A 22,706-nucleotide genomic window follows, 5' to 3' on the forward strand; every position below is an offset into this window, starting at 1 on the left:
TTGAGGGCAATGGTCGCTCGAAGGTTATGGAAGGAGTAAGGTATAATGAAAGTTCGTGCATCGGTAAAGCCGATCTGCGACAAGTGCAAGGTCATCAAGCGCCATAACAAGGTGATGGTGATCTGCGAGAACCCGAAGCACAAGCAGCGCCAGGGTTAGTTTAGGAGGATCAATGGCACGTATCGCTGGTGTCGACTTGCCCCGCGAGAAGCGGATCGAGATCGCACTCACGTACATTTTCGGGATCGGTCTGAAGACCAGCCAGGACATCCTGGCCAAGACGGGCATCAACCCTGACACCCGTACCCGCGACCTCACCGAGGACGAAGTGGCGAAGCTCCGCGAGGAGATCGACCGCAACCGTCAGGTGGAAGGTGACCTGCGCCGGGTCATCTCGATGAACATCAAGCGTCTCATCGAGATCGGCTCCTACCGCGGCATCCGTCACCGTCGTGGTCTGCCCGTCCGCGGTCAGCGCACCAAGACCAATGCCCGTACCCGCCGCGGCGCCAAGAAGACCGTCGCCGGTAAGAAGAAGTAAGACAATCGCCAAAGAGCGCGCGGGCAGGCTGCCTTGCGTGCGTTGTAAACCGGGTGCCGCGGCACCTGTCGCGACAGCCGGGATGACGGCGTTATCTGTTTTGAAAGGAGTTTCCCTTGGCTAAGCCTTCTGCTAAGCCTAAGCGCCGTGAACGCAAGAACGTTCACAGCGGGGTGGTCCACATCGCGTCCACCTTCAACAACACGATCGTTTCGATCACCGACCCCAACGGGGCCGTGATCTCCTGGGGTTCCGCTGGAACCGTGGGCTTCAAGGGTGCCAAGAAGGGTACCCCCTTCGCCGCCCAGCAGGCTGCCGAGCAGGCCGCCACGCGCGCCATGGAGCATGGCATGCGCACGGTTGAGGTGTACGTGAAGGGCCCCGGCTCGGGTCGTGAGACCGCGGTTCGCGCGCTGCAGGCCGCCGGCCTGGAAGTCAGCCTGATCAAGGACGTGACTCCCATCCCGCACAACGGCTGCCGCCCCCCCAAGCGCCGTCGCGTCTAGTTGAAGGAGGAATCAGACTTTGGCTCGTCATACCGGACCGGTCTGCCGTCTCTGCCGCGCGGAAGGCATCAAGCTCTTCCTCAAGGGTGAGAAGTGCAACACCGGCAAGTGCCCCGTCGTTCGTCGCGCTTACCGTCCTGGCCAGCACGGCCAGGCCCGCCACAAGGTCTCCGAGTACGGCCTGCGTCTTCGCGAGAAGCAGAAGGCCCGTCGCTTCTATGGCCTCGGCGAGAAGCAGTTCCTCGGCTACTACGAACTGGCCACCCGCAAGGCGGGTGTCACCGGCGAACGCCTCCTCCAGCTGCTTGAAACCCGTCTGGACAACGTCATCCACCGCCTGGGCTTCGCTCCCAGCCGTCCTGCTGCCCGTCAGATGGTCGGTCACGGTCACGTCCTGGTGAACGGCCGCCGCGTCGATATCGCGAGCTTCCGCGTCAAGGTCGGTGACAAGATCCAGCTCACCGAGAAGAGCACGGAGTTCGGCAAGCGCTCCGCTGCTATCACCCCTGTCGCCAAGGTTCCCAACTGGTTGACCGTCGATACCGAGAAGCTCACCGGCTCGGTCGTCGCGATCCCGGCGCGCGAGGAAATCGACGCCCCGGTCCGCGAGAACCTGATCGTTGAGTACTACTCGCGCTAAGACCTGATCCCCTTCAACCGGGAATCCAGTCGCCCGCATGGGCGAGGTAACTAAGAGGAACGAATGGATAAGCCTAAAATCGAACTCATGGAGTCCCACAAGACTCCCGAAGGCCTAACCTACAGCAAGTTCGTCGCCGAGCCGCTCGACCGCGGCTACGGCACGACGCTCGGCAACGCGATGCGTCGCGTGCTCCTCAGCGATATCGAGGGCGCCGCGATCACCGCGATCCGCATCGAGGGCGTGCCCCATGAGTTCACCACCATCCCCGGCGTCGTCGAGGACGTGGTGGACATCATCCTCAACCTGAAGGGCGTTGTGCTCAAGATGCACGCCGGCGACACCAAGACGGCGCACATCAGCGTGCACCGCGAGGGCGTCGTCACGGCGGCGGACATCGTGACCGATTCGGACATCGAGGTCGTGAACCCCGAGTGGCCCATCGCCACCCTGGACAAGGGCGCGTCGCTCGAGATCGAGCTGCAGATCGAAAAGGGCAAGGGCTTCGTGCCCGCGGACAAGAACCGCAAGCCTCATCAGGCCGTCGGGGTCATCCCCGTCGACTCGATCTTCATGCCGATCCGCAAGGTCAACTACAGCGTCGAAGACACCCGCGTCGGCCAGATGACGGACTTCGACCGGCTCAACCTCGAGCTCTGGACCAACGGCTCGGTGGATGCCACCGAGGCGATCAGCCGCGCTGCGGATATCCTGATCCGTCAGTTCGACGCCTTCGCCGATCTGGCTCGCGAGAGCCTGCCCGGCGGCGGCAAGAAGGCTGAAGTCGGCGAGCCGGGCAAGCCCCAGCCCACCGATATGTCGATCGAGGAGCTCGAGCTCTCGGTCCGCGCTTACAACTGCTTGAAGCGCGCGAACATCTACACCGTCGGCGACCTGCTCAAGAAGTCTGAGCGCGAGCTGATGGACATCAAGAACTTCGGTAAGAAGTCCGCCGAGGAAGTCATCGAGCGCATGCGGGCCTTCGGGTTCCACATGGCTTCGGGTGAGCCTTCGGACGACCTCGCCGTTGCGAGAGAGGATTAACACATGCGTCATCGCAAGGCTAAGAACTTGCTTTCCAAGCCGGCCGACCAGCGTCGCGCGCTGCTCCGCAGCCTGACCACGGAGCTCCTCCGTCACGGCCGTATCACCACCACCGAGGCCCGCGCCAAGGCCCTGCGCGTGTCGGCTGAGCAGATGCTCACGCTCGCCAAGCGCGGCGACCTGCACGCTCGTCGTCAGGCCGAAGCCTTCATCCTCGACGGCGAAGTGACCAAGCGTCTCTTCACCGAGATCGCCCCCAAGTACAAGGAGCGCTCGGGTGGTTACACCCAGATCGTCAAGACGGAGTCCCGTCGTGGCGACAACGCGCCCCAGGCGATCATCATGCTCGTCGAGGCGTAAGCCTCAACCAGGGGTCCTGCCGTGCGCAACATCGCTCTGTCGATCGCATACGACGGGACCCACTTCGCCGGCTTCCAGCGCCAGTCCATGGACCGCACGGTCCAGGGCACGCTCGAGGAAGCACTCGTCCGCCTTACGGGCCACTCTCTCGAAGAGTTGCGCCTGGTCGGAGCGGGTAGGACGGACGCCGGCGTCCACGCAAGTGGAATGGTGGTGAACTTCCACACTGCCAAGGTCTTCCCGGACGCGACGTGGGTGAGGGCGCTGAACGCGACCTTGCCCGACGACGTGGCGGTCCTGGGAGCCCGGGAAGTCGATTTGGCTTTCCACAGCCGCTTTTCGGCGGTGGCGCGATCGTATCGCTACGAGGTGCTGGCTCGGCCGACCCCGGATCCGCTGCGCCGCTTCTCGAGCCACTGGGAGCCCCGGCCCTTGCCTGAGCTTCCTCGGATGGTCGAGGCCTTCGCCGACCTGGTGGGCACCTGTGATTTCGCGGCCTTCGGGTCCACGGGATCGACGCCTCGGGACACGGTTTGCACCGTCCTCGACGCGGCGTGCGAGGTGGAAGGGGACTTGCTCTCCTTCTCCATCACCGCCCAGAGCTTCCTGTACCACATGGTGCGGAGACTGGTCGGAGCCTCGCTGGAGGTGGCCAAGGGCAAGCTTTCGGTTGCAGAGTTCGCGAGGCTCTACCGCGAACCCAGCCAAAGCAGGGTGGTCCCGAAGACCGCCCCCGCATGCGGTTTGACCTTTGTAAGTGCGACTTATCCCCCGCCGTATGCGGGGTTATTCGGACCCTTTTAGGAGGAACGACGTGAAAACTTATTTCGCCAAGCCGGAAGAAATCAACCGGCAGTGGCACGTGATCGACGCCGAAGGCCACACGCTTGGCCGTCTGGCGACCGTCGTCGCCGACCTGCTCCGGGGGAAGGGCAAGCCCCTCTACACCCCGAACGTGGATTGCGGCGACTTCGTCATCATCATTAACGCCGAGAAGATCCAGGTCACCGGCAAGAAGAACACGGACAAGCTGTACCGCCACCACACCGGTTGGCCCGGTGGCTTCCGTTCGACCACCTTCAACAAGCTCATCAACGAGCACCCCGAGCGGGTCATCGAGCACGCCGTCCGCGGCATGCTCCAGCACAACCGTCTGGGCCGCGCCCAGTACGGCAAGCTGAAGGTCTACGCTGGCGCCGAGCATCCGCACGCCGCCCAGCAGCCCAAGGTGTTCGAGATCGCGAAGAAGGAGGCCGTCCGTGGCTAATTCCAAGACCGCTTACTGGGGCACTGGCCGTCGTAAGACCGCCATCGCCCGCGTTCGCCTGGTGCCCGGCACCGGCGTCGTGACCGTCAACGAGCGCGCGCTCGACAACTACGTCGGCTACCGCTCGGTCCTCATCCGTGAGGTCGGCCTGCCCCTCGACGCGACCAACAACGCTGGCCGCTTCGACATCCACGTCCGCGTCGCGGGCGGCGGCGTGACCTCGCAGGTCGGCGCCATCCGCCTCGGCGTTGCTCGCGCCCTGCTCAAGGTTGATCCCGAGCTGCGCAGCAGCCTCCGTGCCGAGGATCTGCTCACCCGCGATCCCCGCGCCAAGGAGCGCAAGAAGTACGGCCGCAAGAAGGCCCGTAAGCGCTTCCAGTTCTCGAAGCGCTAAGCTTCTCGAAAGCCCCTCGCTCCGGCGAGGGGCTTTTCGTTTGGGCCGAGGACGGTGGCCGGGCCCCGCCAGATCGGTTATGATCACGCTTTCGTCGTATTCTCAAGCCTTAAGGAGGAGTCTTGAACGCTCAGCGCCGCCTGTTCCGTGGCCTTCCCTTCTTCTTGCTCGCCCTGTCGCTCGGTTCTGGCATGGCCCGGGCTTCGGCTCCGGTCGTCTCGGATTCGTTCGGGTCCTACCCGCCGCCGAGCGCCGAGGAAACGGCGCGGGTCAAGGAGGCCTTCCGCGACGCGGCGTCCTGGACGGTGGGTGAGCGTTCGGGCGATCTCTTCGTGCTGCCGGCCAAGTACAACTTCGTGACCGAGGGCGGGCACCGGAAGCCGACCCTTGCGCATTACAAGGGTCAGCCCATGCAGAATGCGGGGACGGTCCACGGCAACTCGTGGGAGTACGATACCCGAATTCCCATCGTGCTGTGGGGCCCCGGCTTCGTGAAGTCCGGAGTTCGTACCGACGCGAGCGCGACCCAGCAGGACCTGGCCCCTACTTTTGCTCAGATGATGGGGACGATGCCGCCGGAGGACGCCTACGGCCGAGTTTTGACCGAGGCACTGACGCCTACCCAGCGCAAGCCCAAGGTGATCCTGACGCTGGTCTTCGACCAGGGCGGGGAGGTCTACTACCGGGCGCATCCCGGCCGTACGCCCCGGATCGACGCCATGAAGCGTGAGGGCACCTACTTCACTTCGGCGAAGGTCAGCCACGTGGACGTGGAGACCGGGATCGGCCACGCGGCGATCGGGACGGGGGCCTGGCCCTCGCGGACCGGGATCTCGAGTAACAACTTCTGGATCCGCGCCTTCGGCAGCCCCCGTTACTCCTTCGCGGGTGACGTGAACAACTCGCCGATGTTCCTGGGAAGCCCGACTCTTGGCGACGTCTGGCTGCGCGCGACCAAGAACCAGGCATTGGTGGCCGGCTACTGCTATGCCGACCGCGCGGCGATCGGGATGGCGGGCCACGGCTCGCTCTACGCGGGGAACAAGAAGCCCTGGGTCATCTTCTACGACGAGAAGGTAGGCAAGCTTACCACCAACTCGAAGTACTACGAGCTGCCGACCTACCTGGAGGGCGCGAGCCCCAAGGCGCACCTGGACGCTTTGACCGGCGGGACTGGGGTCTGGATGGATCACCCCATCGATCCTAACGCGAAGGTGCGCGTGACCCCGGCGTTCGCGGCCTTCGACGGCGACAACGTGGTGAAGCTGATCGAGAAGGAGGGCTGGGGGGCCGATGACATCACCGACCTGATGTACGTGACCCTGAAGTCCACGGACGCCGCGGGCCACAGCTATGGCCACGAGTCCGACGAGGCGGGAGCGGTGCTGGCCGAGCAGGACAAGCAGCTGGGCCGGATCATCGATGCTCTGGTCGCCAAGGTGGGCCGGGAGAACGTGGTGGTGGCCCTGACGGCGGATCACGGCAGCACGCCCTTGGCCGAGCTCTCGAAGGGCGTAGCCCTCGACGACAAGAAGCTCGTCGCCGATCTGAACCGCCAGCTCGACAAGCGGGACAACGGCGTTAACGTCTTCGAGTATGCGTCGGCGACGCAGCTCTTCATCAACGACGCGGAGCGCGTGCGTAACGGCCTGAGCTACGATCAGCTCAAGGAGGCGGTCCTCGCCTACAAGGTGGACGGCAAGCCGTTCTTCGTGGACGCCCTGACCCGACCGGAAGCGCGCGATCGCGCAACCAAGCGCGAAGTTCGCTAACACATCCCCTACCATCACGAGGCGCCCCCACGGGGGCGCCTCGTTTGCTCTGACGCTAAGCTTAACCGCATCTTAGGCCCCGAGCGGCAAGGGCGCGGCCTTCTCGTCCGACAATGAGTTAACGGCTCTTGAACGTGGAGGTGGCCATGGCAGTCAACGGCATCAATCGATCGCTGCAGCGCGAGCTCGTCTCGCCGCTCGCGCGCAAGGTCGCCCAGGCCCCTCAGCTCGAAGCGACCCAGGCTGCCCAGAAGGCGGCCGTGCGGACCGCTCAACCCGAAGCCCAGAGTTTCTCTTTCTCGGAGCTGAAGCGCGACATACTCAACGCGGGCTCCGAGGCCCTGATCCGGCTTGGCGATCTGCATCCGAGCTTGGTGAAGCTGGGCCATGCGATCTATGGCTTCCAGACCCGCGCGGTCGATGGCGATGCCCTCCAGAAGCTCGGTAAGCTCGGTGACAAGGTCCTGCGCGGGGCGCAGCCGACCGACGAGGGTTTCGCGGAGCTCGCCAAGCAAGGTTACAACACCGTCATCAACCTGCGTCCCGAGCGCAACCTCGAGAAGGACGTGGTCGAGAAGCTCGGCATGAAGGCCGTCTTCCTCCCGTTGCCGCCGCTGGATGCGCCGACCCACGCGCAGACCCTCGACTTCCTGAAGGCGGCCCTGGATCCCGCCAACGGCAAGGTCTTCTTCCATTGCTACCACGGGGTCGATCGGACCGGGACGATGGCTGCGGCCATCCGCATCGCCCGCGACGGCTGGAGCGCCGAACAAGCCATCAAGGAGCTGCATTCCTTCGGTTTCCACGACGGCGGCCAGCAGCGCAAGCTCGCCTACATCTCCGAGTTCGAGCGCTTCTGGAAGGCCCTTCCCGCCGCCCAGAAGGCCGAGGTCTTGCACGGGCAGCCCGCTGCCCCCGCTTCACGCTTGATCGGCGTCGGCTAGGGCCTCGAGAGGGCCAAAAGCAGCCGATCCTTCGTGAGTGAGAGCCGGGCCGGTGGTACAATGGAACGGCCTGTTCTCGCCCAAGAAGGAGACCGCTGTGAGCGATCAGATGCGCATCATGCTGCCCGGCCCCACCCCCTGCCCCGCTTCGAGCCTGCGGGCCATGGCCCGTCCGATGATCAACCATCGTGGCAAGGAGTTCATGGCCATGCTGGAGGGCCTGACGGCGGATCTGCGGTGGGCCTACCAGACCCAGAATGACGTCTTGATCCTCACGACCTCGGGCACCGGCGCGCTCGAAGCCGCCATCGTCAACATGCTCAGCCCCGGCGATCGCGTCCTCGCCCTGATCACCGGCGAGTTCGGCAAGCGCTTCGCCAAGATCGCGGAGACCTACGGCGCGGTCGTGGACAAGGTGGAGGCCGTCTACGGCGAGCCCATCACCCCCGAGATGGTCGCCGAGAAGGTCGGCGGTGCCGCCTACAAGGCCGTGCTCGTCACCCACAACGAGACCTCGACCTCGCTCTTGAATCCCCTCAAGGAGATCGCAGAGGTCATCCGTCGCGCGCTGCCCGACACCCTGATCCTGGTCGATGCGGTTTCGGGCCTCTTGACCGCGCCTCTGCCCGTGGACGAGTGGGACCTGGACGTGGTCCTCTCGGGCGCTCAGAAGGCCTTCATGATTCCTCCCGGTCTCGCCTTCGCCTCGGTCAGCCCCCGCGCCTGGGCGGCGCACGCCGAAGCCAAGATGCCTCGCTTCTACTTCGACTTCACCAAGGCGCGCGACTTCCTGAAGAAGGGCCAGACCCCCTGGACGCCCGCCATCTCCCTCTTCTTCGCTCTCGAAGAGGCCATGGTCCTGCTCAAGAAGGAAGGCCTCTCGGGCATCTTCGAGCGCCACGCCCTCATGGCCCGCATGATCCGTGCGGGTGCCAAGGCCCTGGGCCTGCGCCTGGTGGTCGAGAACGACCGCTACGCCTCCATGGCCGTCACGGGCATCTACCCGCCCGAGGGCATCTCGCCCAGCGCCCTGCGCAAGACCCTCCAGGATCGCTTTGGCTACGTGGTCGCCGGCGGCCAGGGTCCCCTGACCGACTCGATCATCCGCATCGGCCACTGTGGCTTCTACGATGCGGCGGACATGCTCGGCATGCTCGCGGTGCTGGAGGCGTCCCTGACGCAGCTGGGCGCCAAGATTCCTGTCGGCGCCGGCGTTGCGGCCGCCGAGGCGGAGCTCGCTGCGCGTACGGCCGTCGCGCACTAACTCATCGTTTCATCGGGCATCTCGGGGCGGTTTTCGGACCGCCCCTCTTCGTGGGAGAACCGGCATGACCATCACCTCTTCGGCGACTGAGCGCACTCACCAGACGGGCCCCTTCAGCGTGCTGGTCCTGGACCGAGTGGACACGGCGGGGCTCGCCATCCTGGGCGACGTGGCCCGGGTGGACGCGCGTGATGCGGTCGAGCCCGCGGAGCTCGTGCGGATCATCGGGGAGTACGACGCCCTGATGGTGCGTTCGGCCACCAAGGTCACCGCCGAGGTGATCGAAGCCGGTAAGCGCCTCAAGATCATCGGCCGGGCCGGGGTGGGGGTGGACAACATCGACGTGGGGGCCGCCACCCGGCACGGCGTCATCGTCGTCAACTCCCCCGAGGGCAACACGGTGGCGGCCGCCGAGCATGCGCTCGCCATGATGTTCGCGCTCGCGCGCCACGTGAGCTCTGCCGATGGGGCCATGAAGCGCGCCGAGTGGAAGCGCGAGCGCTTCACCGGCATCGAGCTCTACAACAAGACCCTGGGCGTCTTCGGCCTCGGCAAGATCGGCGCGCGGGTCGCCAAGGTCGCCAATGCCGTCGGCATGCGGGTGCTCGGCTGCGATCCCTTCCTAACCCCCGAGCGCGCCCAGGAGCTGGGTGTCGAGCCGGTGGACTTCGAGACCATGATCGCCACCAGCGACTTCATCACCCTGCACGTCCCCAAGACCCCCGAGACGGCCAAGCTCTTCAACGCCGACACCCTCGCGCGCTGCAAGCCGGGCATGCGCCTCATCAACTGCGCCCGCGGCGGGATCATCGACGAGGCGGCCCTGGCCGAGGCGATCGCACGCGGCCACGTGGCGGGTGCTGCCTTGGACGTGTTCGAGACCGAGCCCCTGGGTGAGAGCCCCCTGCGCGCCCTCGGCGAGAAGGTCGTCCTGACCCCGCACCTGGGGGCCTCGACCGAGGAGGCCCAGATCAAGGTCGCCGTGGACGTGGCCGAGCAGATCGTCTCGGTCCTCAAGGGCGACAGCGCCCGCTCGGCGGTGAACATCCCCACCATGCGCCCCGAGGTGGTCGAGCCGGTGCGGCCCTTCATGGGCCTGGCCGAGAAGCTCGGGAGCTTCGCCTCGCAGCTCCTGGACGGCCCCATCGAGCGGATCGAGATCCTCTACCACGGCGGCCTCGCCGCGAAGAACGTGGAGCCGCTCACCATCGCCGCCCTCAAGGGGGCCCTCTCGCACGCCGTCCCGGAAGGGGTCAACTACGTCAACGCGCCGGTGGTCGCCCGCGATCGCGGCGTCGAGGTCCGCGAGAGCCGCTCCAGTGAGGTCAAGGACTACGCCGACCTGATCACCGTCTCGGTGATCGGGGCGGGGACCTGGCACACGGTGGCGGGTACCGTCTTCGGCGAGGGGGACGCGCGTCTGGTGCGGATCGACGCCCACGCCTTCAACATGGCCCCCACCGGCGACATCCTGATCGCCCCGCACCTGGACCGTCCCGGGGTGATCGGCACCATCGGGACCATGCTCGGCGAGCACGGGGTCAACATCTTCGGCTTCCAGCTCGGGCGCAAGTACAAGCAGGGTCCCGCCGTCATGGCCCTCAACGTGGACGACGCGATCGCCCCCGAGCTGCTTAACCGCATCTCGGCCCTCGAAGGCTTCCACGACGTGCGGTTCGTAAGGCTCTAAAGCGCCCTCAGACCGTCTTGTGGCGCCAGTTCCCGCGCCGGAACCACCAGTAGACGAGCACCCCTTGGCTGATGTTGGCGAGCGCGAGCGCCCACCAGACTCCGGCGGAGCCCAGCCCCAGCGGCTGCGCCAGGAGGTAGGCCACAGGTAGCCCGATCGCGAACTGGGTGCCGAGGGCGATGAAGAGGGGGCTGCGGGTCGAGCCTGCCCCCTGCAGAGCGCCCGAGAGAACGGTTGCGATCGCGAGGAACGGCTCCGAGATCGCCTGAATGCGCAGGTAATCCCCGGTCTGCGCGATGACCCGAGGATCCGAGGTGAAGAGCGAGGCCAGCCCTTCGGCCCCGATGAACATGGCCAGCCCCACGACGGCCATGCTGCCGGTGGCCAGGTGGGTCATCTGCCAGCACGCGCGCTCGGCGCGCCTGGGATCGCCGGCCCCCAGGCACTGTCCCACGAAGGTGGCGGCAGCCACGTTCAAGGCGAAGACGAGCAAAAAGGAGCTCGTCTCGATCCGCGAGCCGACGGTGTAGGCCGCCGCAGAGGTCGCGGGGAAAGCCGTTCCCCCCAGGATGGCAAAGACGGCCATGCACCCCAGGGGGCGCAACAGGTTCTGGAGTGCGACCGGATACCCGACGCGCAGGACCCGGCGAACCTCGGCAGGGCTCCACGAGGGCAGGGGCGGATCGAAGGGTGAGGGCGCCTTGCGGCGCGGCAGGAGCCCCAGCCCCTTGATCTGGCTCCAGGCGACGGCCAAGCTTGCCGTCTTGCCCGCGAGGAAGGCCAGGCCCATGCCACCCAGGCCGAGGCCTGCGCTGCTTCCCAGGATGACGGCTCCCCCGATCCAGACCAGGGCTTCAACCGCGGTGTTCACCAGCCGCAGGAACATGTCTCCTCGCGCCCGGAAGACGCCGTTGATCACCATCGCGAGGTTCATGGGCAGCAGGCCGGGGAGCATCAGCCGGAGGTAGTCCACCGCCTGCTCTTGCACCTCGCCGGTGGCCCCCATCGCCGCGAAGGCCCACGGGGCAAGTATCCAGACGACCGGGATCATCACCAGGCTCAGCTGGCTGCCCAAGCGCAAAACGCGCCGGATCAGCGCGTCGTCCAGGTCCTCGGGGTTCTCGCCGTGGCTGCGCGCGAGCACCACTTGGGCCCCGATGCTCAGGGCGGTGGCCGGGGCGTTCAGCAGGAAGATCACCTGCATGGCGAGGCCCGTGGCCGCCTGGGCCTGCGGGCTGAACTGGCCCGCGATCACGGTCTCGATCAGGCTGACGACCAGGTTCAGGACCATCGTCAGCACCAGGGGCCAGGTGAGGAACCAGATGGAGGCCAGCGGGGCGGCCGCGGGCAAAGGCCGGGTGCCGGGCAGCAGCTCCGGCGAGGCGAGCTGGCCGGTGCGAAGCAAAGGGGCGGTCCCGACCAAGGGGCCGGTCCCGAGCAGCTGTGTGTCGCTCCCCAGCGAGAGGGGGCCAGAGAGGGTGGGCATGGCGATGATCCGTCCGGATGCTCTCTTACACTTCGTAATAATCATTGTTCCCTGGATCCCGCCGAGCTTGCGTATGCCGAGGTTAATTTTGCAGAAAGGCGCCGAAGGGTGGCTTGATCTTTTCGTTTCAAAGAACTATCTTGATATCGAGACAGTTTAGTTAGAGGTATTTATGCCGACCCGCTACCAAGGCCTCCCCGAGGAGGTCCGCGCCCTGAACGCCTACATCCCCCTCATGCGTGCGGCGAGCAGCGTCGAGGCGCGGGTCCAGCGGCACCTGGCCGAGGTGGGGCTCACCCTCTCCCAGTTCGGGGCCCTCGAGATCCTCTTGCACGTCGGCCCCATGTGCGCCCGCGACCTCTGCCAGAAGCTCTTGACCACCAGCGGCAACATCACCCTGGTCCTCGACAACCTCGAGAAGCGCGGCCTGGTCCGCCGGGTACGCGAGAGCGCCGATCGCCGGGTCGTCACCATCCACCTCACCCCCGAGGGCGAGGAGCTCATCCGGGCGGTCTTCCCCCGTCACGTGGCGGGTATCACCCAGGTGTTCGGCGCCCTGTCGCCCGACGAGCAGGAGCAGCTGCGCACCCTGTGCCGCAAGCTCGGCAAGCAGGGCGATTAAACCTCGCCCTTTTTTGGTTAATTATCTCGACATCGTGATTGTTTAGTTCGTCTTTTGAAAAGGAGATCCCTTCCATGCAAGCCGCCCTCGATCGCTACGCGCCCCTGGTCGCCCGGCTCTTACTGAGCTGGCTGTTCCTCTACAGCGCCTACGGCAAGCTCACCGGCTTTTCCGGCTATGCCGCCTACATGGGCTCCAAGGGGATGCCCTTCGTGTCGTTCTTCCTGGCGGCGACGATCGTGCTGCTGGTGGTGGGCGGTGTCTCGGTGCTGCTGGGCTACAAGGCCCGCATCGGCAGCCTGCCGCTCTTGCTCTTCTTGCTGCCCACCACCCTCATCTTCCACAACTTCTGGGCCTTCGACGGCGCCGAGCAGCAGACGCAGCTGATCCAGTTCATGAAGAACCTGGCCATCATGGGCGGCGTCCTGATGGTCACCGCCTTCGGGGCGGGCCCCCTCAGCCTGGATGCCCGCAACACGGCCCCTCGCGCCTAGAAAGGAGTTCCCCATGGCCACCACGACCCCTCGCGTTGAGATCCTGTACTTCACCGATCCCTTTTGCTCCTGGTGCTGGGCGCTCGAGCCCGTGCTCTACCGGATCAAGGAGACCTACCGCGACCAGGTGCGCATCCGCCCGGTGATGGGCGGGCTGGTCGAGGACATGGCCCGCTTCGTCGATGCCGCCAACGGCATCTCCAGCACCGCCGACGTGGCCCCACACTGGGAGCACGTGGCCCAGGTCACCGGCCAGCCCATCGACGGGGGCTTCATGCGCTCGAACACCGACCCGCACTGGGGCACCTGGCCCGCCTGCACGGCGGTCGCAGGGGCGGCCTTGCAGGGCGAAGCCCAGGGGGAGGCCTACCTGCGTCGCCTGCGCCGCGCGGCCCAGGCCGAGGGCCGTAACGCCTCGGACCCTGCGGTCTACCTGGGCGTGGCCCGCGAGGTCGAAGGCCTCGATGTGGCGCGCTTCGAGGCTGATCTCGAAAGCGGTGCCGCCGCCCAGGCCTTCCAGGCCGATCGCGTCCTCTGTGCTCGCTACGGCGTGCGCTCGTTCCCGACCCTGGTCTTCCACTCGCTCTCGCCCAGCGAAGGCGATCGCCCCCTCTTGGTGAACGGAGCCCGCGACTTCGAGACCCTCCGGCAGGTCCTGCTCCGCCTCGCGCCGGATCTCCAGGCGCAGGCCGTCCGGAGCGTGCCCGACGTCTTGAAGGCCTACGGCCCCATGACCACCCGCGAGCTTTCCGAGCTGCACGGCGACGCGACGAGCGCATCCCTGGAGGCGCTCCGCGCGGCCGGGAGCGTGCGATCCTTCCCCGTGAAGGGCGGCGACTTCTGGGAGCTGGGCACTGCCGCGCAGGGCGCCCTGCCTCCGGTCGAGCTCGTCGAGCTGGCCGGTGGCGACGGCTTCAGCTGCGACCTGGAAACCGGGATCTGCGGCTAGGCCCTTTTCTTCAACGCCCGAGGCCCCGAAGCGTCGCTTCGGGGCCTCGAACGTCGAAAGGGGCTTAGAGGATGATGGCGAGCGGGAGCTTGGCGCCGTCCTTGAGGGCGGCCTTCACCTTGTTCGCATCCTCCTCGGTCAGGAGCACGTCGGCACGGGTGGGGCCGTAGGCGCGCTTGGCCTTGATCTTGAGGGGATTGTCGCCGCTCTGCTCCTTGGCGCCATCGGGCAGGTGATAGTAAGCGAGCGGCAGGTCGGTGGCGATCACGCGGCCGGCGGCGTCGCGCACCCGGGCCTTGAGGGCGGGCTGGGCGCCGGTGCCGCGGGCGTCGATGACCAGCCCGCTGGGCTTGGTCTTGGGGTCGATGCTCGCGGTCGCCGTCGCGTTGCCGAAGACGACCTTGGCGAGCCCCTGCGGCCCCGCGAGGGGGACCTCCATGGTGACCTCGACCGAGCCGTCGGCCCAGTAGTGGACGTCGGTGGCGCGGGCCTCACGGATGAGGTCGTTGACCCCGAGGCGGGTCTGGTCGTCCACGGCGGTCAGGTCGCGCAGGTGGGCCTCCGAGGTGACGCGGAGGGCGTCGAGGGCATCCGATAGGCGTCGGTAGCCGTCGGCAAAGGCGATGCGCTTGGCCATCAGGCGCCGCTGGGCGAGCGCGCCCCGCTCGGGCGCCATCCCGATGCCCTTGATGCGCAGGACGAAGCGGGACCAGTCGATCGATAGGCCGTCGTCGTCCTTCTCCACCAGGATGCTGCCGCTCGCGGCAAGCGTAGCGCTCGCCGTCGCCACCTCGGTGGAGGGCGTGGCCTGGGGGGCTGCGATCGCAGCGGGGGCGATCGCGAGGCTGAGGGCGAGGGCGGCGAGCAATGCGCGCTTCATTGGATCGGGCACTCCTTAGGCCGGAAAAACGTTCCTGCAGGACAGCGAGAGACGAGTTTTTCTCTGGCAAGACCTGGCTTTGCGCCGTCTCTCGCTGCCTTACGGAACAGCTGAGGGCTCTATCGCGGGAAAGTGCCTAAGTTATACCATGATCGACCCCTCGGCGCGCAGGGCAGGTGCGAGCGCCTTCCGGCCCGCCGGATCGCCCGCTTCTTCCGTGCCCAGCTCGAAGACGGCGACCGCCTCGTGCAGACCGTTCGCCTGATCCAGCAGGGCCCCGGCCATGGTCGAGACGCGCGCGGTCGAAGCGCTCATCTCTTCGACGGCCCGAGCGATCGCCTGCATGGCCTCGAAGACGTCGTTGCCCTCCGTCTTCTGGCGAGCGGTCGCGGTGGCAACGGAGTGGATCTGGCGGGCCATGTGCTGGACGGCCTCGTCCACCTGCTGCTTGCTGCTTTCCATCTGCTCGGCGGCCGCGACGATCCGAGAGGAGGCCTGCGCCTGCTCGTGGGTGGCGGTCGCGATCGATTGCATCCGGCTCGAAACCTCGGCGACCGAGGTGCTGATCCGCTGGAGTGCCTCACCGGCCTGGCCGGCCGTTCGTGCGCCCGCGGTGATGCTCTCCACCCCCGCCTGGGTCACATGGACGGCCTTGTCCGTCTCCGTCTGGATGGCGCCGATCCGCTGCTGGATGTCGCGGGTGGCGTTCGAGGCGCGTCCGGCGAGCTTGCGGACCTCGTCGGCGACCACCGCGAAGCCCCGGCCGTGCTCGCCCGCTCTTGCCGCCTCGATGGCCGCGTTGAGCGCCAAGAGATTGGTCTGCTCGGCGATATCCTCGATCGCCTCGACGATGGTCCCGATCTCGGCCGAGGCCGAGGCCAGCTGCCGGATGGTCGCGGCGAGCTCCGTGACGATCCGGGCGGTGTCGTCGAGACCCGCGACCGCCTCGCCGACCGAGCGGGCGCCATCCTCGGCCACGACCCTCACCCGAGCGGTCGCCTGGTCCGCATCCGAGACGTTGCGGCCGACCCCCTGGATCGCCTCGGCCAGCGCCGTGATGGCGGTGTGGGTCTCGGTGATGGCGGCCCCTAGCCGTTGGACGCCGGTGCCCATCCCGCCGGCCTGGGCGCTCAGCTGCTGGACGCTCGCATCGACCCGGTCGGCGTCCAGCACGATCCGCTCCATGGAGCCTGCGACGCGCTCGACGGCTTGCGACTGGCGGTCGGTCCCGGCGACGAGGGCGCGGCTGGTGTCCGAGATGGTCGAGGCCGACTCCTGGACCGCGTGCGCCATCTGCCGAACGCGCCTGACGAGCGCTCTCAGGTTCGCGATCATCCGGGCGATGGCGTGGCCGAAGCGATCGACGTCGCTCTTGGGGGAAATGTCGCGGCTCAGGTTGCCCTCGCTCATCAGGCCCGCGATCGCCCCGACCTCGCGAAGGTAGGCGAGGGTCTTCTCGAAGGATCGCGCAAGACTGCCCATCTCGTCGTTGCGCTGGGTGATCGTCACGCTCAGGTGCTGGTCCAGGTTGCCTTGAGCCAGCTGCTCGCCGACTTGCTGTAGATCGAGGATCGGGCGCGTGAGGCGGCGGGCGATGACGAAGGCGGCGATCGCCGCCAGCAGCATGCCGATCAGGTACATCTGGAGGATAACGTCACGCAGGGACATCTGGCTCTGCTGGAAGCCCTTGGCGTTGATGTCCATGGCGATGAGGGAGCGGACGCCCTGGGCGCTCTGGACCGGAGCGTAGGCCGTCAGCCAGGTGCCGTATTCGTCGGTGTAGAGGTCGCGGCTGACGCTCGGGCGCTCCCATCCATCGAGCAGGGCGGGATCCTTGACCTCGTAGGGGGCGCCGAGCGCGCTGAAGATGGGGGAGTCCGGCTTGGCCGCATCCACCATGAACTGCCAGCGGGTGGATCGGGGGTCTCCACCGATGGGCTTCATGGTGTAGACGTCGTTGATGTTGCCGTGGCTCGCCTGCAAGCGCCGGAGCTGCTGATGGACCTTCTGGTAGGCTCCATCGTCCATGGTCCGGACGCTTTCGAGCGCATCCCCGTCCACCGCGGCGCTGATCAAGCTGATCTCTTCGCGCAGCCGCTCTCGGAACTGATTCAGGGAGAAGGCGCTCGATTGCTGGTAGAAGAGCCAGCATCCCAGCGCCAGGATGACGGCGGTGGTCAGCAGGAAGAAGGCCAGGAACTGGCCTTGCAGCCCCGGGGTCCAGCGAGCAGGACGGTACGGTGAAGCCATTTTGCCTCCGTGAAGCGTGGTGGGGCTAAGAGTCTAGCGCGCGCAAGCGATGGACGCCAGGTTGCTACCCCTTCGAATCGCGGGGGCCTCCCCCTCTCTCTCTGCCCTGGACAGAACGGTCCACCCTTGCTAGGATGCGCCTTCTCGATGAAATTTTGCTGAATGGAGGATCCATGGCCACGGTTCAAGAACGCCTCACGGCGCTCGGCATCTCTCTTCCTGCCCCCAATGCGGCGGTCGCCAACTACCTCCCGGTCGTGGAGCTGGACGGCTGGATCTACGTCTCGGGCCAGTTGCCCATGGCGAACGGCGCTTTGACCTGCACCGGCAAGGTGGGCGCCGACGTCGGCGTCGATGATGCTTACCAGGCCGCGCGCCTCTGCGCCATCAACGGCCTGGCCCTGATCAAGAGCGCGCTGGGCGGCGGGGACGATGCCCTCGAGAACGTGCGGATCGTGCGCGTCGGCGGCTTCGTGGCGAGCGCTGAGGGCTTCACGGGCCAGCCCAAGGTCATCAACGGCGCTTCGGACCTCCTGGTCGAGGTGCTGGGGGACAACGGCCGCCATGCGCGTGCCGCGGTGGGCGTGGCCGAGCTGCCCCTGGGGGCGGCCGTCGAGGTCGAGTTCGTCGCCAAGAAGCTCGGCTGATAGACCTCAACCAACCATTGATTCACCCGAGGGCGCCCAAGTGGGCGCCCTTCTCCTGTTGTGGGATGTCTCGCTCTCCTATTTAAGGGTTCGGCATCGCCTCCTATGATGGGCGCGCATCCAGGCCGGGCGCAAAGGAGGCGGGTGATGGACGGTCGAGAGGCGGCTTCGAGACTGCGGTCCCTTCGCGTGACCATGTGGCCGGAGCGGGTGGTCCCGGTCGCGGAGCTCGAAAAGGAGCTGCGCGCCACGATATCCGGCGAGGTGCGCTTCGACGCCGGCTCTCGCGCCCTCTACGCTTCCGACGCCTCGAGCTTCCGGGAAGTCCCCATCGGGGTGGTGATCCCGAAGAGCGTCGAGGACGTCCTGCAGACGCTCGCCGTCTGCCGCCGTTTCGGGGCGCCGATCCTCTCCCGGGGCGGCGGCACCAGCCTCGCGGGCCAGTGCTGCAACTTCGCCGTCGTGCTCGACTTCTCGAAGTACCTCAACCGCATCCTGGAGCTGGCTCCCGCCGAGAAGCGGGCCCGCGTCGAGCCGGGCATCATCCTTGACTCCCTGCGTGAGGCCGCAGAGGCGCACCACCTCACCTTCGGCCCCGATCCCGCCACCCACAGCCGCTGCACCCTCGGCGGGATGATCGGCAACAACGCGTGTGGCGTCCACGCCCAGATGGCCGGCAAGACCTCCGAGAACATCTTCGAGCTCGAGATTGCGACCTATGATGGCCTGCGCATGAGGGTCCGCAACCACTACGAGGATCACGAGCTCGATGCGATCATCCAGGAGGGTGGCCGGCGCGGCGAGATCTTCGGGCGCCTCAGGGCCCTGCGGGACAAGTACGCCGACCTCATCCGGGCGAAGTTCCCGCCGATTCCGCGCAACATCTCCGGCTATCCCCTCTACTACTTGTTGCCGGAGCACGGCTTCAACCTCGCCGGTGCCCTGGTCGGCACCGAGAGCACGTGCGTCACGATCCTCGAAGCCACGACGCGCCTGGTCGATAGCCCACCCGTGAAGAGCCTCGTGGTCCTCGGCTTCCCGGATATCTACACCGCCTGCGATCGCCTGCCCGATATCCTCGCGTGCGAGCCGATCGCCCTCGAGGGCATGGACGACGAGCTCATCTCGTACATGCAGAAGAAGCACCTCCACACCGAGCACCTGGACCTCCTGCCACCGGGAAGGGGCTGGCTGATCGCGCAATTCGGCGGCCAGAACCGCGAGGAGGCCGATCGGGGGGCGAAGGCCCTCTTGGACGCGTTGCGAGCAGGGCCCAATCCGCCGGAGATGCGCCTCTTCGACCTTTCGGAGAAGGAGGTCCAGCTCTGGGGAATCAGGGAATCGGCCGTCGGTGCCACGGCCATGGTGCCGGGGATGGGAGACACCTGGCCGGGCTGGGAGGATTCCGCGGTCGCCCCGGCGAAGCTCGGCGCTTACCTGCGCGATCTGCGCGCCTTGATGAACCGGTATGGCTATCACGGTGCCTACTACGGCCACTTTGGGCAGGGATGCCTGCACTGCCGGATCGACTTTGACATGGCGTCGGCGGAGGGCATCAAGCTCTACCGCGCCTTCATGGAGGAAGCCGCAGACCTGGTGGTCCGCTACGGCGGCTCCTTCTCGGGCGAGCACGGCGACGGCCAGGCCCGGGCCGAGCTCTTGCCCAAGATGTTCGGGCCGGAGCTCATGGAGGCCTTTAGGGAGTTCAAGTCCATCTGGGATCCCGAGGGCAAGATGAACCCCGGCAAGATGGTGAATCCCTACCCTCTGGACGCGCACCTGAGGCTGGGCACCGGGTACAACCCGCCGAACCCGAAGACCCACTTCAAGTTCCCCGAGGAGGGCGGCAGCTTCGCCCATGCGGCCCTGCGCTGCGTGGGGGTCGGCAAGTGCCGCCGGATCGAGGGCGGCACCATGTGCCCGAGCTTCATGGTGACCCGCGAGGAGAAACATTCGACCCGCGGCCGGGGCCATGCGCTCTTCGAGATGCTGCAGGGCGACGTCCTGAAGGGCGGCTGGCGCGACCCGCACGTGAAGGAGGCGCTCGACTTGTGCCTCTCTTGCAAGGGTTGCAAGGCCGAGTGTCCCGTGAACGTGGACATGGCCACCTACAAGGCCGAGTTCCTCTCCCACTACTACGAGGGCCGTTTGCGCCCCCGCTCGGCGTACGCGATGGGCCTCATCAACCGGTGGGCACGTCTGGCCTCTCGCCTGCCTGCGATCGCGAACTTCCTGACGCAGGCGCCGATCGTCTCCGAGCTGGCCAAGCGCTTGGCGGGTATCGCGCCGGAGCGCGACTTTCCGGCCTTCGCCCCCGAGACCTTCAGGGCCTGGTTCCGCCGGCGCGAGCGCCGAAACGAAGGCGAGGCGCGGGTCATCCTCTGGGCGGACACCTTCAACGACCACTTCCACCCGGAGGTGGCCAAGGCCGGCGTCGAGGTGCTCGAAGCGGCCGGGTTCCAGGTCGTCGTGCCCGACGAGCCCCTCTGCTGCGGCCGCCCCCTCTACGACTACGGCTTTCTCGACAAGGCCGAGGCTCAGCTGACGCAGATCCTCGAGGTCCTGAGGCCGGAGATCAGGGCCGGCATCCCGATCGTGGGCCTGGAACCGAGCTGCATGGCCGTCTTCCGCGACGAGTTGACCAACCTCTTTCCCCATGACGAAGACGCCAAGCGCCTCAAGCAGCAGGCGTTCATGCTCAGCGAGTTCCTGGACCAGAAGGCACCCGATTTCGAACTGCCCGCGCTCTCGGGGAAAGCCGTGGTGCACGGCCACTGCCACCACAAAGCCGTCCTGGACTTCAGGACGGAGCGTCGCCTCATCGATCGCCTCGGCCTCGACTGGCACGAGCCGGACACGGGCTGCTGCGGCATGGCGGGCTCGTTCGGGTTCGAAGAGGACAAGTGCGACGTCTCGATCAAGGTCGGAGAGCGCTTGCTCTTGCCTGCCGTGAGGGAGGCCGGCGACGAGGTCCTCGTCGTGACGGACGGCTTCAGCTGCCGGGAGCAGATCGCCCAGGGAACGGGCCGCCATGCCCTTCACCTGGCGGAGGTGATCCGCGACGGCCTGCGCGCCGAGGGGCGACTGGCCGAGCCCGAAGCGGAGACGATCGGCGAGGAAGCCCGCGCTCTATCCCGCATCCCCCTCATGGTCGGGGCGGGGGCGCTTGCGATCGCCGGCCTCTTGGCCTGGGGGGCCATGCAGCGCAGGCGGGGCTAGGGCGCATGCAGCTTCCCGTCGATCCGCTGCACTGGGCCTTGGCCCTGCTGCCCATCGTCCTTTTGTTCGTGCTGCTCGCGGCCTTCCGCTGGAAGGGGGTGGAGGCGGGTCCGGTCGGGATGTTCGCGGCGGCGGCGATCGCGCTCGTCGCCTTCCGGACGCCCTGGCACACCCTGGCGGTGGCGAGCGGAAAGGGGGTCTGGGATGCCCTCTTCATCCTCTACGTGATCTGGCCCTCGCTCCTCTTCTACCAGATCACCCGGCGAGCGGGTGCTTTCGATGCGCTGCGCCAGGGGCTCATGCGCTTCAGCCAAAACGAGTTCTTTCTCGTCCTGGCCTTCGGCTGGGTCTTCAACTCCTTCTTGCAGGGCGTCGCCGGCTTCGGCACCCCCATCGCCATCGTGGCCCCCTTGCTGATCGCCCTCGGAGTGGCGCCCCTGTACGCGGTGGCCATCCCGCTCATCGGGAGCGCCTGGGGCCACCTGTTCGGAACCTTGGCGGCATCCTGGTTCACCCTGCTTCGCGTGACCGGTTTGACCGACCCGGGCCCGACGGCGCTTCAGGCCGCCATCCTGCTGTGCATCCCCGTCTTCGGAGCGGGGGCGGGCATCGCCTGGATGTACGGCAGGGGGCCGGTCCTGCGCAAGAGCTGGCCCTTGCTCGCGATAGGCAGCGTCCTCATGGGGGGCGGTCAGATCCTCGTGACCCTCTGGGATCCGGCTTTGGCGGCCTTCCTCCCGTCCTTCGTGGCCTTGCTGGCGCTTTACCCCCTCTCCCGCTGGAAGCGCTTCGCAAGGCCCTTCGAGGGCTTGGGGCCGAGTCCCATCATGCGGCGGAGACAGCCTCAAGAGGGTGCCGCAGCGCCCGCGATGGGCCTCGGAATGGCCCTGTTCCCCTACCTGGTCTTGACCCTGGTGGCCGTCCTGGTGAGCGCCTATCCGCCGCTTCATGCCTTCTTCAAGGGGCTTCAGTTCGGCTTCTCGTTTCCGAGCGTCGGGACCGGCTTCGGGCTCGTCACCGCGGGAGCAGCGCCCTACTCGCCTTTTTCGCCCTTCGCGCACCCCGGCGCCTACTTGCTGGTGACGTCGGGCCTGAGCTACGCGGTCTATCGCCGCTGCGGCTATTACGCCGCAGAGCACGGGCGAGAGGGCCTGTTTCGAAGCCTCACGCGCGAGGCGGTGCCCACCTCCGTGGCCGTCATCAGCTTCCTGGTGACGAGCTGCGTGATGAGCCACTCGGGCCAGACCGAGGTGCTCGCCCTTGGGATCTCCCAGGTCGCCTCGCCTCCGGTCTACGCGTTCACGAGCGGCTGGCTTGGGGTCCTGGGGGCGTTCATGACCTCGAGCACGACAGCTTCCAACGCCCTCTTCGGGGCGCTGCAGATGCGGGTCGCGCACCTCGAGGGCCTCCCGGTCTCGACCGTGTTGGCGGCTCACTGCACCGGCAGCGCCATCGGCAACGCCATCGCGCCGGCCGACGTGGTGCTGGGGACGGCGACGGCGGGGAATGCCGGTGACGAGGGGGAGGTCCTGCGCAAGACGATTCCCTGGACGCTCGTGATGGGCTTGTTGTGCGGGGCGGGGAGCCTTCTGCTGGCGGCGCTCCGTCCTGCGCTCTAGTGCCTGTGGCTGTTTCGTTAGGAGCGTGGCATGAGGTGGCGCTTACTGGGCTTGGCCTTTGTCCTGTGCTTGCTGTCCCTGCCTGCGTTGAGTTTCGGGACGTCGCGAGGCATGGCGC

General features: G+C 66.9%; 22 protein-coding genes. 19 read left to right on the plus strand and 3 right to left on the minus strand.

All coding sequences use genetic code 11. The features are described from left to right. Positions 1-45: 45 nt before the first annotated feature. The 13 genes from rpmJ (at position 46) to J7643_13060 (ending at position 10,422) form a co-directional block, all read left to right on the plus strand. Positions 46-159: a 50S ribosomal protein L36 gene (gene rpmJ, locus J7643_13000; protein MBO9541499.1), complete on the plus strand. Its 114-nt coding sequence runs from the start codon at positions 46-48 to the stop codon at positions 157-159. Between the two features lie 13 nt (positions 160-172). Beyond that, positions 173-541 carry a 30S ribosomal protein S13 gene (gene rpsM, locus J7643_13005; protein ID MBO9541500.1) on the plus strand — a complete coding sequence of 123 codons (369 nt, stop codon included), beginning with the start codon at positions 173-175 and terminating at the stop codon, positions 539-541. A 116-nt stretch (positions 542-657) separates the two neighbouring features. Continuing rightward, complete coding sequence (gene rpsK / locus J7643_13010; protein ID MBO9541501.1) at positions 658-1,047, plus strand: 30S ribosomal protein S11; 390 nt, start codon at positions 658-660, stop codon at positions 1,045-1,047. Positions 1,048-1,066: 19 nt separating this feature from the next. Beyond that, positions 1,067-1,687, plus strand: coding sequence for a 30S ribosomal protein S4 (rpsD, locus tag J7643_13015; GenBank protein ID MBO9541502.1), 621 nt, complete (start codon positions 1,067-1,069; stop codon positions 1,685-1,687). Between the two features lie 63 nt (positions 1,688-1,750). Next, positions 1,751-2,731, plus strand: coding sequence for a DNA-directed RNA polymerase subunit alpha (locus tag J7643_13020; protein ID MBO9541503.1), 981 nt, complete (start codon positions 1,751-1,753; stop codon positions 2,729-2,731). A 3-nt stretch (positions 2,732-2,734) separates the two neighbouring features. Beyond that, positions 2,735-3,091: a 50S ribosomal protein L17 gene (rplQ, locus tag J7643_13025; protein ID MBO9541504.1), complete on the plus strand. Its 357-nt coding sequence runs from the start codon at positions 2,735-2,737 to the stop codon at positions 3,089-3,091. A 21-nt stretch (positions 3,092-3,112) separates the two neighbouring features. Continuing rightward, positions 3,113-3,895, plus strand: a complete 783-nt coding sequence (gene truA, locus J7643_13030) for a tRNA pseudouridine(38-40) synthase TruA (GenBank protein MBO9541505.1) — start codon at positions 3,113-3,115, stop codon at positions 3,893-3,895. A gap of 10 nt (positions 3,896-3,905) precedes the next feature. Continuing rightward, on the plus strand, positions 3,906-4,358 hold the full coding sequence (rplM, locus tag J7643_13035; GenBank protein ID MBO9541506.1) for a 50S ribosomal protein L13: 453 nt from the start codon (positions 3,906-3,908) through the stop codon (positions 4,356-4,358). Next, complete coding sequence (rpsI, locus tag J7643_13040; protein ID MBO9541507.1) at positions 4,351-4,752, plus strand: 30S ribosomal protein S9; 402 nt, start codon at positions 4,351-4,353, stop codon at positions 4,750-4,752. The genes rplM and rpsI overlap by 8 nt, the downstream gene beginning before the upstream one ends. A gap of 122 nt (positions 4,753-4,874) precedes the next feature. Beyond that, positions 4,875-6,524, plus strand: a complete 1,650-nt coding sequence (locus J7643_13045) for an alkaline phosphatase family protein (GenBank protein ID MBO9541508.1) — start codon at positions 4,875-4,877, stop codon at positions 6,522-6,524. A 146-nt stretch (positions 6,525-6,670) separates the two neighbouring features. Then, on the plus strand, positions 6,671-7,468 hold the full coding sequence (locus J7643_13050) for a dual specificity protein phosphatase family protein (protein ID MBO9541509.1): 798 nt from the start codon (positions 6,671-6,673) through the stop codon (positions 7,466-7,468). Between the two features lie 97 nt (positions 7,469-7,565). Next, positions 7,566-8,732: an alanine--glyoxylate aminotransferase family protein gene (locus J7643_13055; GenBank protein ID MBO9541510.1), complete on the plus strand. Its 1,167-nt coding sequence runs from the start codon at positions 7,566-7,568 to the stop codon at positions 8,730-8,732. A 64-nt stretch (positions 8,733-8,796) separates the two neighbouring features. After that, positions 8,797-10,422: a phosphoglycerate dehydrogenase gene (locus tag J7643_13060; GenBank protein MBO9541511.1), complete on the plus strand. Its 1,626-nt coding sequence runs from the start codon at positions 8,797-8,799 to the stop codon at positions 10,420-10,422. Positions 10,423-10,429: 7 nt separating this feature from the next. Here J7643_13060 and J7643_13065 read toward each other — a convergent pair whose 3' ends face one another. Continuing rightward, positions 10,430-11,908, minus strand: a complete 1,479-nt coding sequence (locus tag J7643_13065) for an MATE family efflux transporter (protein ID MBO9541512.1) — start codon at positions 11,906-11,908, stop codon at positions 10,430-10,432. Positions 11,909-12,080: 172 nt separating this feature from the next. Between J7643_13065 and J7643_13070 the strand changes: the two genes are divergently transcribed. From J7643_13070 to J7643_13080, 3 genes are all read left to right on the plus strand, one after another. Beyond that, positions 12,081-12,530, plus strand: a complete 450-nt coding sequence (locus J7643_13070; protein ID MBO9541513.1) for a MarR family transcriptional regulator — start codon at positions 12,081-12,083, stop codon at positions 12,528-12,530. A 74-nt stretch (positions 12,531-12,604) separates the two neighbouring features. Further along, a complete protein-coding gene (locus tag J7643_13075) occupies positions 12,605-13,024 on the plus strand; it encodes a DoxX family protein (protein MBO9541514.1) in 420 nt (139 codons plus the stop codon). A 13-nt stretch (positions 13,025-13,037) separates the two neighbouring features. Then, on the plus strand, positions 13,038-13,973 hold the full coding sequence (locus J7643_13080; protein ID MBO9541515.1) for a DsbA family protein: 936 nt from the start codon (positions 13,038-13,040) through the stop codon (positions 13,971-13,973). A gap of 64 nt (positions 13,974-14,037) precedes the next feature. On the opposite strand, the gene J7643_13085 is transcribed toward J7643_13080, so the two are convergent. After that, entirely contained in the window at positions 14,038-14,853 is an 816-nt protein-coding gene (locus J7643_13085; protein MBO9541516.1) for a hypothetical protein, read from the minus strand. Between the two features lie 141 nt (positions 14,854-14,994). Beyond that, a complete protein-coding gene (locus J7643_13090; GenBank protein MBO9541517.1) occupies positions 14,995-16,335 on the minus strand; it encodes a hypothetical protein in 1,341 nt (446 codons plus the stop codon). A 941-nt stretch (positions 16,336-17,276) separates the two neighbouring features. On the opposite strand from J7643_13090, the gene J7643_13095 reads away from it, so the two are divergent. The 3 genes from J7643_13095 (at position 17,277) to J7643_13105 (ending at position 22,588) form a co-directional block, all read left to right on the plus strand. Further along, positions 17,277-17,750, plus strand: coding sequence for a RidA family protein (locus tag J7643_13095; GenBank protein ID MBO9541518.1), 474 nt, complete (start codon positions 17,277-17,279; stop codon positions 17,748-17,750). Positions 17,751-17,945: 195 nt separating this feature from the next. Continuing rightward, on the plus strand, positions 17,946-20,969 hold the full coding sequence (locus J7643_13100) for an FAD-binding protein (GenBank protein ID MBO9541519.1): 3,024 nt from the start codon (positions 17,946-17,948) through the stop codon (positions 20,967-20,969). A gap of 5 nt (positions 20,970-20,974) precedes the next feature. Beyond that, the gene (locus J7643_13105; protein MBO9541520.1) at positions 20,975-22,588 is read left to right on the plus strand and encodes an L-lactate permease; all 1,614 of its coding nucleotides are present in this window, start codon (positions 20,975-20,977) and stop codon (positions 22,586-22,588) included. Positions 22,589-22,706: the final 118 nt, after the last annotated feature.

This window comes from bacterium, from assembly GCA_017744355.1.
In the GTDB taxonomy this organism is placed as follows: domain Bacteria; phylum Cyanobacteriota; class Sericytochromatia; order S15B-MN24; family UBA4093; genus JAGIBK01.

Bases quoted from the DNA above. Each gene is read 5' to 3' on its own strand.
- rpmJ (MBO9541499.1), top strand. From the start codon at position 46: ATGAAAGTTCGTGCATCGGTAAAGCCGATCTGCGACAAGTGCAAGGTC.
- rpsM (MBO9541500.1), top strand. From the start codon at position 173: ATGGCACGTATCGCTGGTGTCGACTTGCCCCGCGAGAAGCGGATCGAG.
- J7643_13020 (MBO9541503.1), top strand. From the start codon at position 1,751: ATGGATAAGCCTAAAATCGAACTCATGGAGTCCCACAAGACTCCCGAA.
- rplQ (MBO9541504.1), top strand. From the start codon at position 2,735: ATGCGTCATCGCAAGGCTAAGAACTTGCTTTCCAAGCCGGCCGACCAG.
- J7643_13050 (MBO9541509.1), top strand. From the start codon at position 6,671: ATGGCAGTCAACGGCATCAATCGATCGCTGCAGCGCGAGCTCGTCTCG.
- J7643_13060 (MBO9541511.1), top strand. From the start codon at position 8,797: ATGACCATCACCTCTTCGGCGACTGAGCGCACTCACCAGACGGGCCCC.
- J7643_13065 (MBO9541512.1), bottom strand. From the start codon at position 11,908: ATGCCCACCCTCTCTGGCCCCCTCTCGCTGGGGAGCGACACACAGCTG.
- J7643_13070 (MBO9541513.1), top strand. From the start codon at position 12,081: ATGCCGACCCGCTACCAAGGCCTCCCCGAGGAGGTCCGCGCCCTGAAC.
- J7643_13075 (MBO9541514.1), top strand. From the start codon at position 12,605: ATGCAAGCCGCCCTCGATCGCTACGCGCCCCTGGTCGCCCGGCTCTTA.
- J7643_13080 (MBO9541515.1), top strand. From the start codon at position 13,038: ATGGCCACCACGACCCCTCGCGTTGAGATCCTGTACTTCACCGATCCC.
- J7643_13085 (MBO9541516.1), bottom strand. From the start codon at position 14,853: ATGAAGCGCGCATTGCTCGCCGCCCTCGCCCTCAGCCTCGCGATCGCC.
- J7643_13090 (MBO9541517.1), bottom strand. From the start codon at position 16,335: ATGGGCAGTCTTGCGCGATCCTTCGAGAAGACCCTCGCCTACCTTCGC.
- J7643_13095 (MBO9541518.1), top strand. From the start codon at position 17,277: ATGGCCACGGTTCAAGAACGCCTCACGGCGCTCGGCATCTCTCTTCCT.
- J7643_13100 (MBO9541519.1), top strand. From the start codon at position 17,946: ATGTGGCCGGAGCGGGTGGTCCCGGTCGCGGAGCTCGAAAAGGAGCTG.
- J7643_13105 (MBO9541520.1), top strand. From the start codon at position 20,975: ATGCAGCTTCCCGTCGATCCGCTGCACTGGGCCTTGGCCCTGCTGCCC.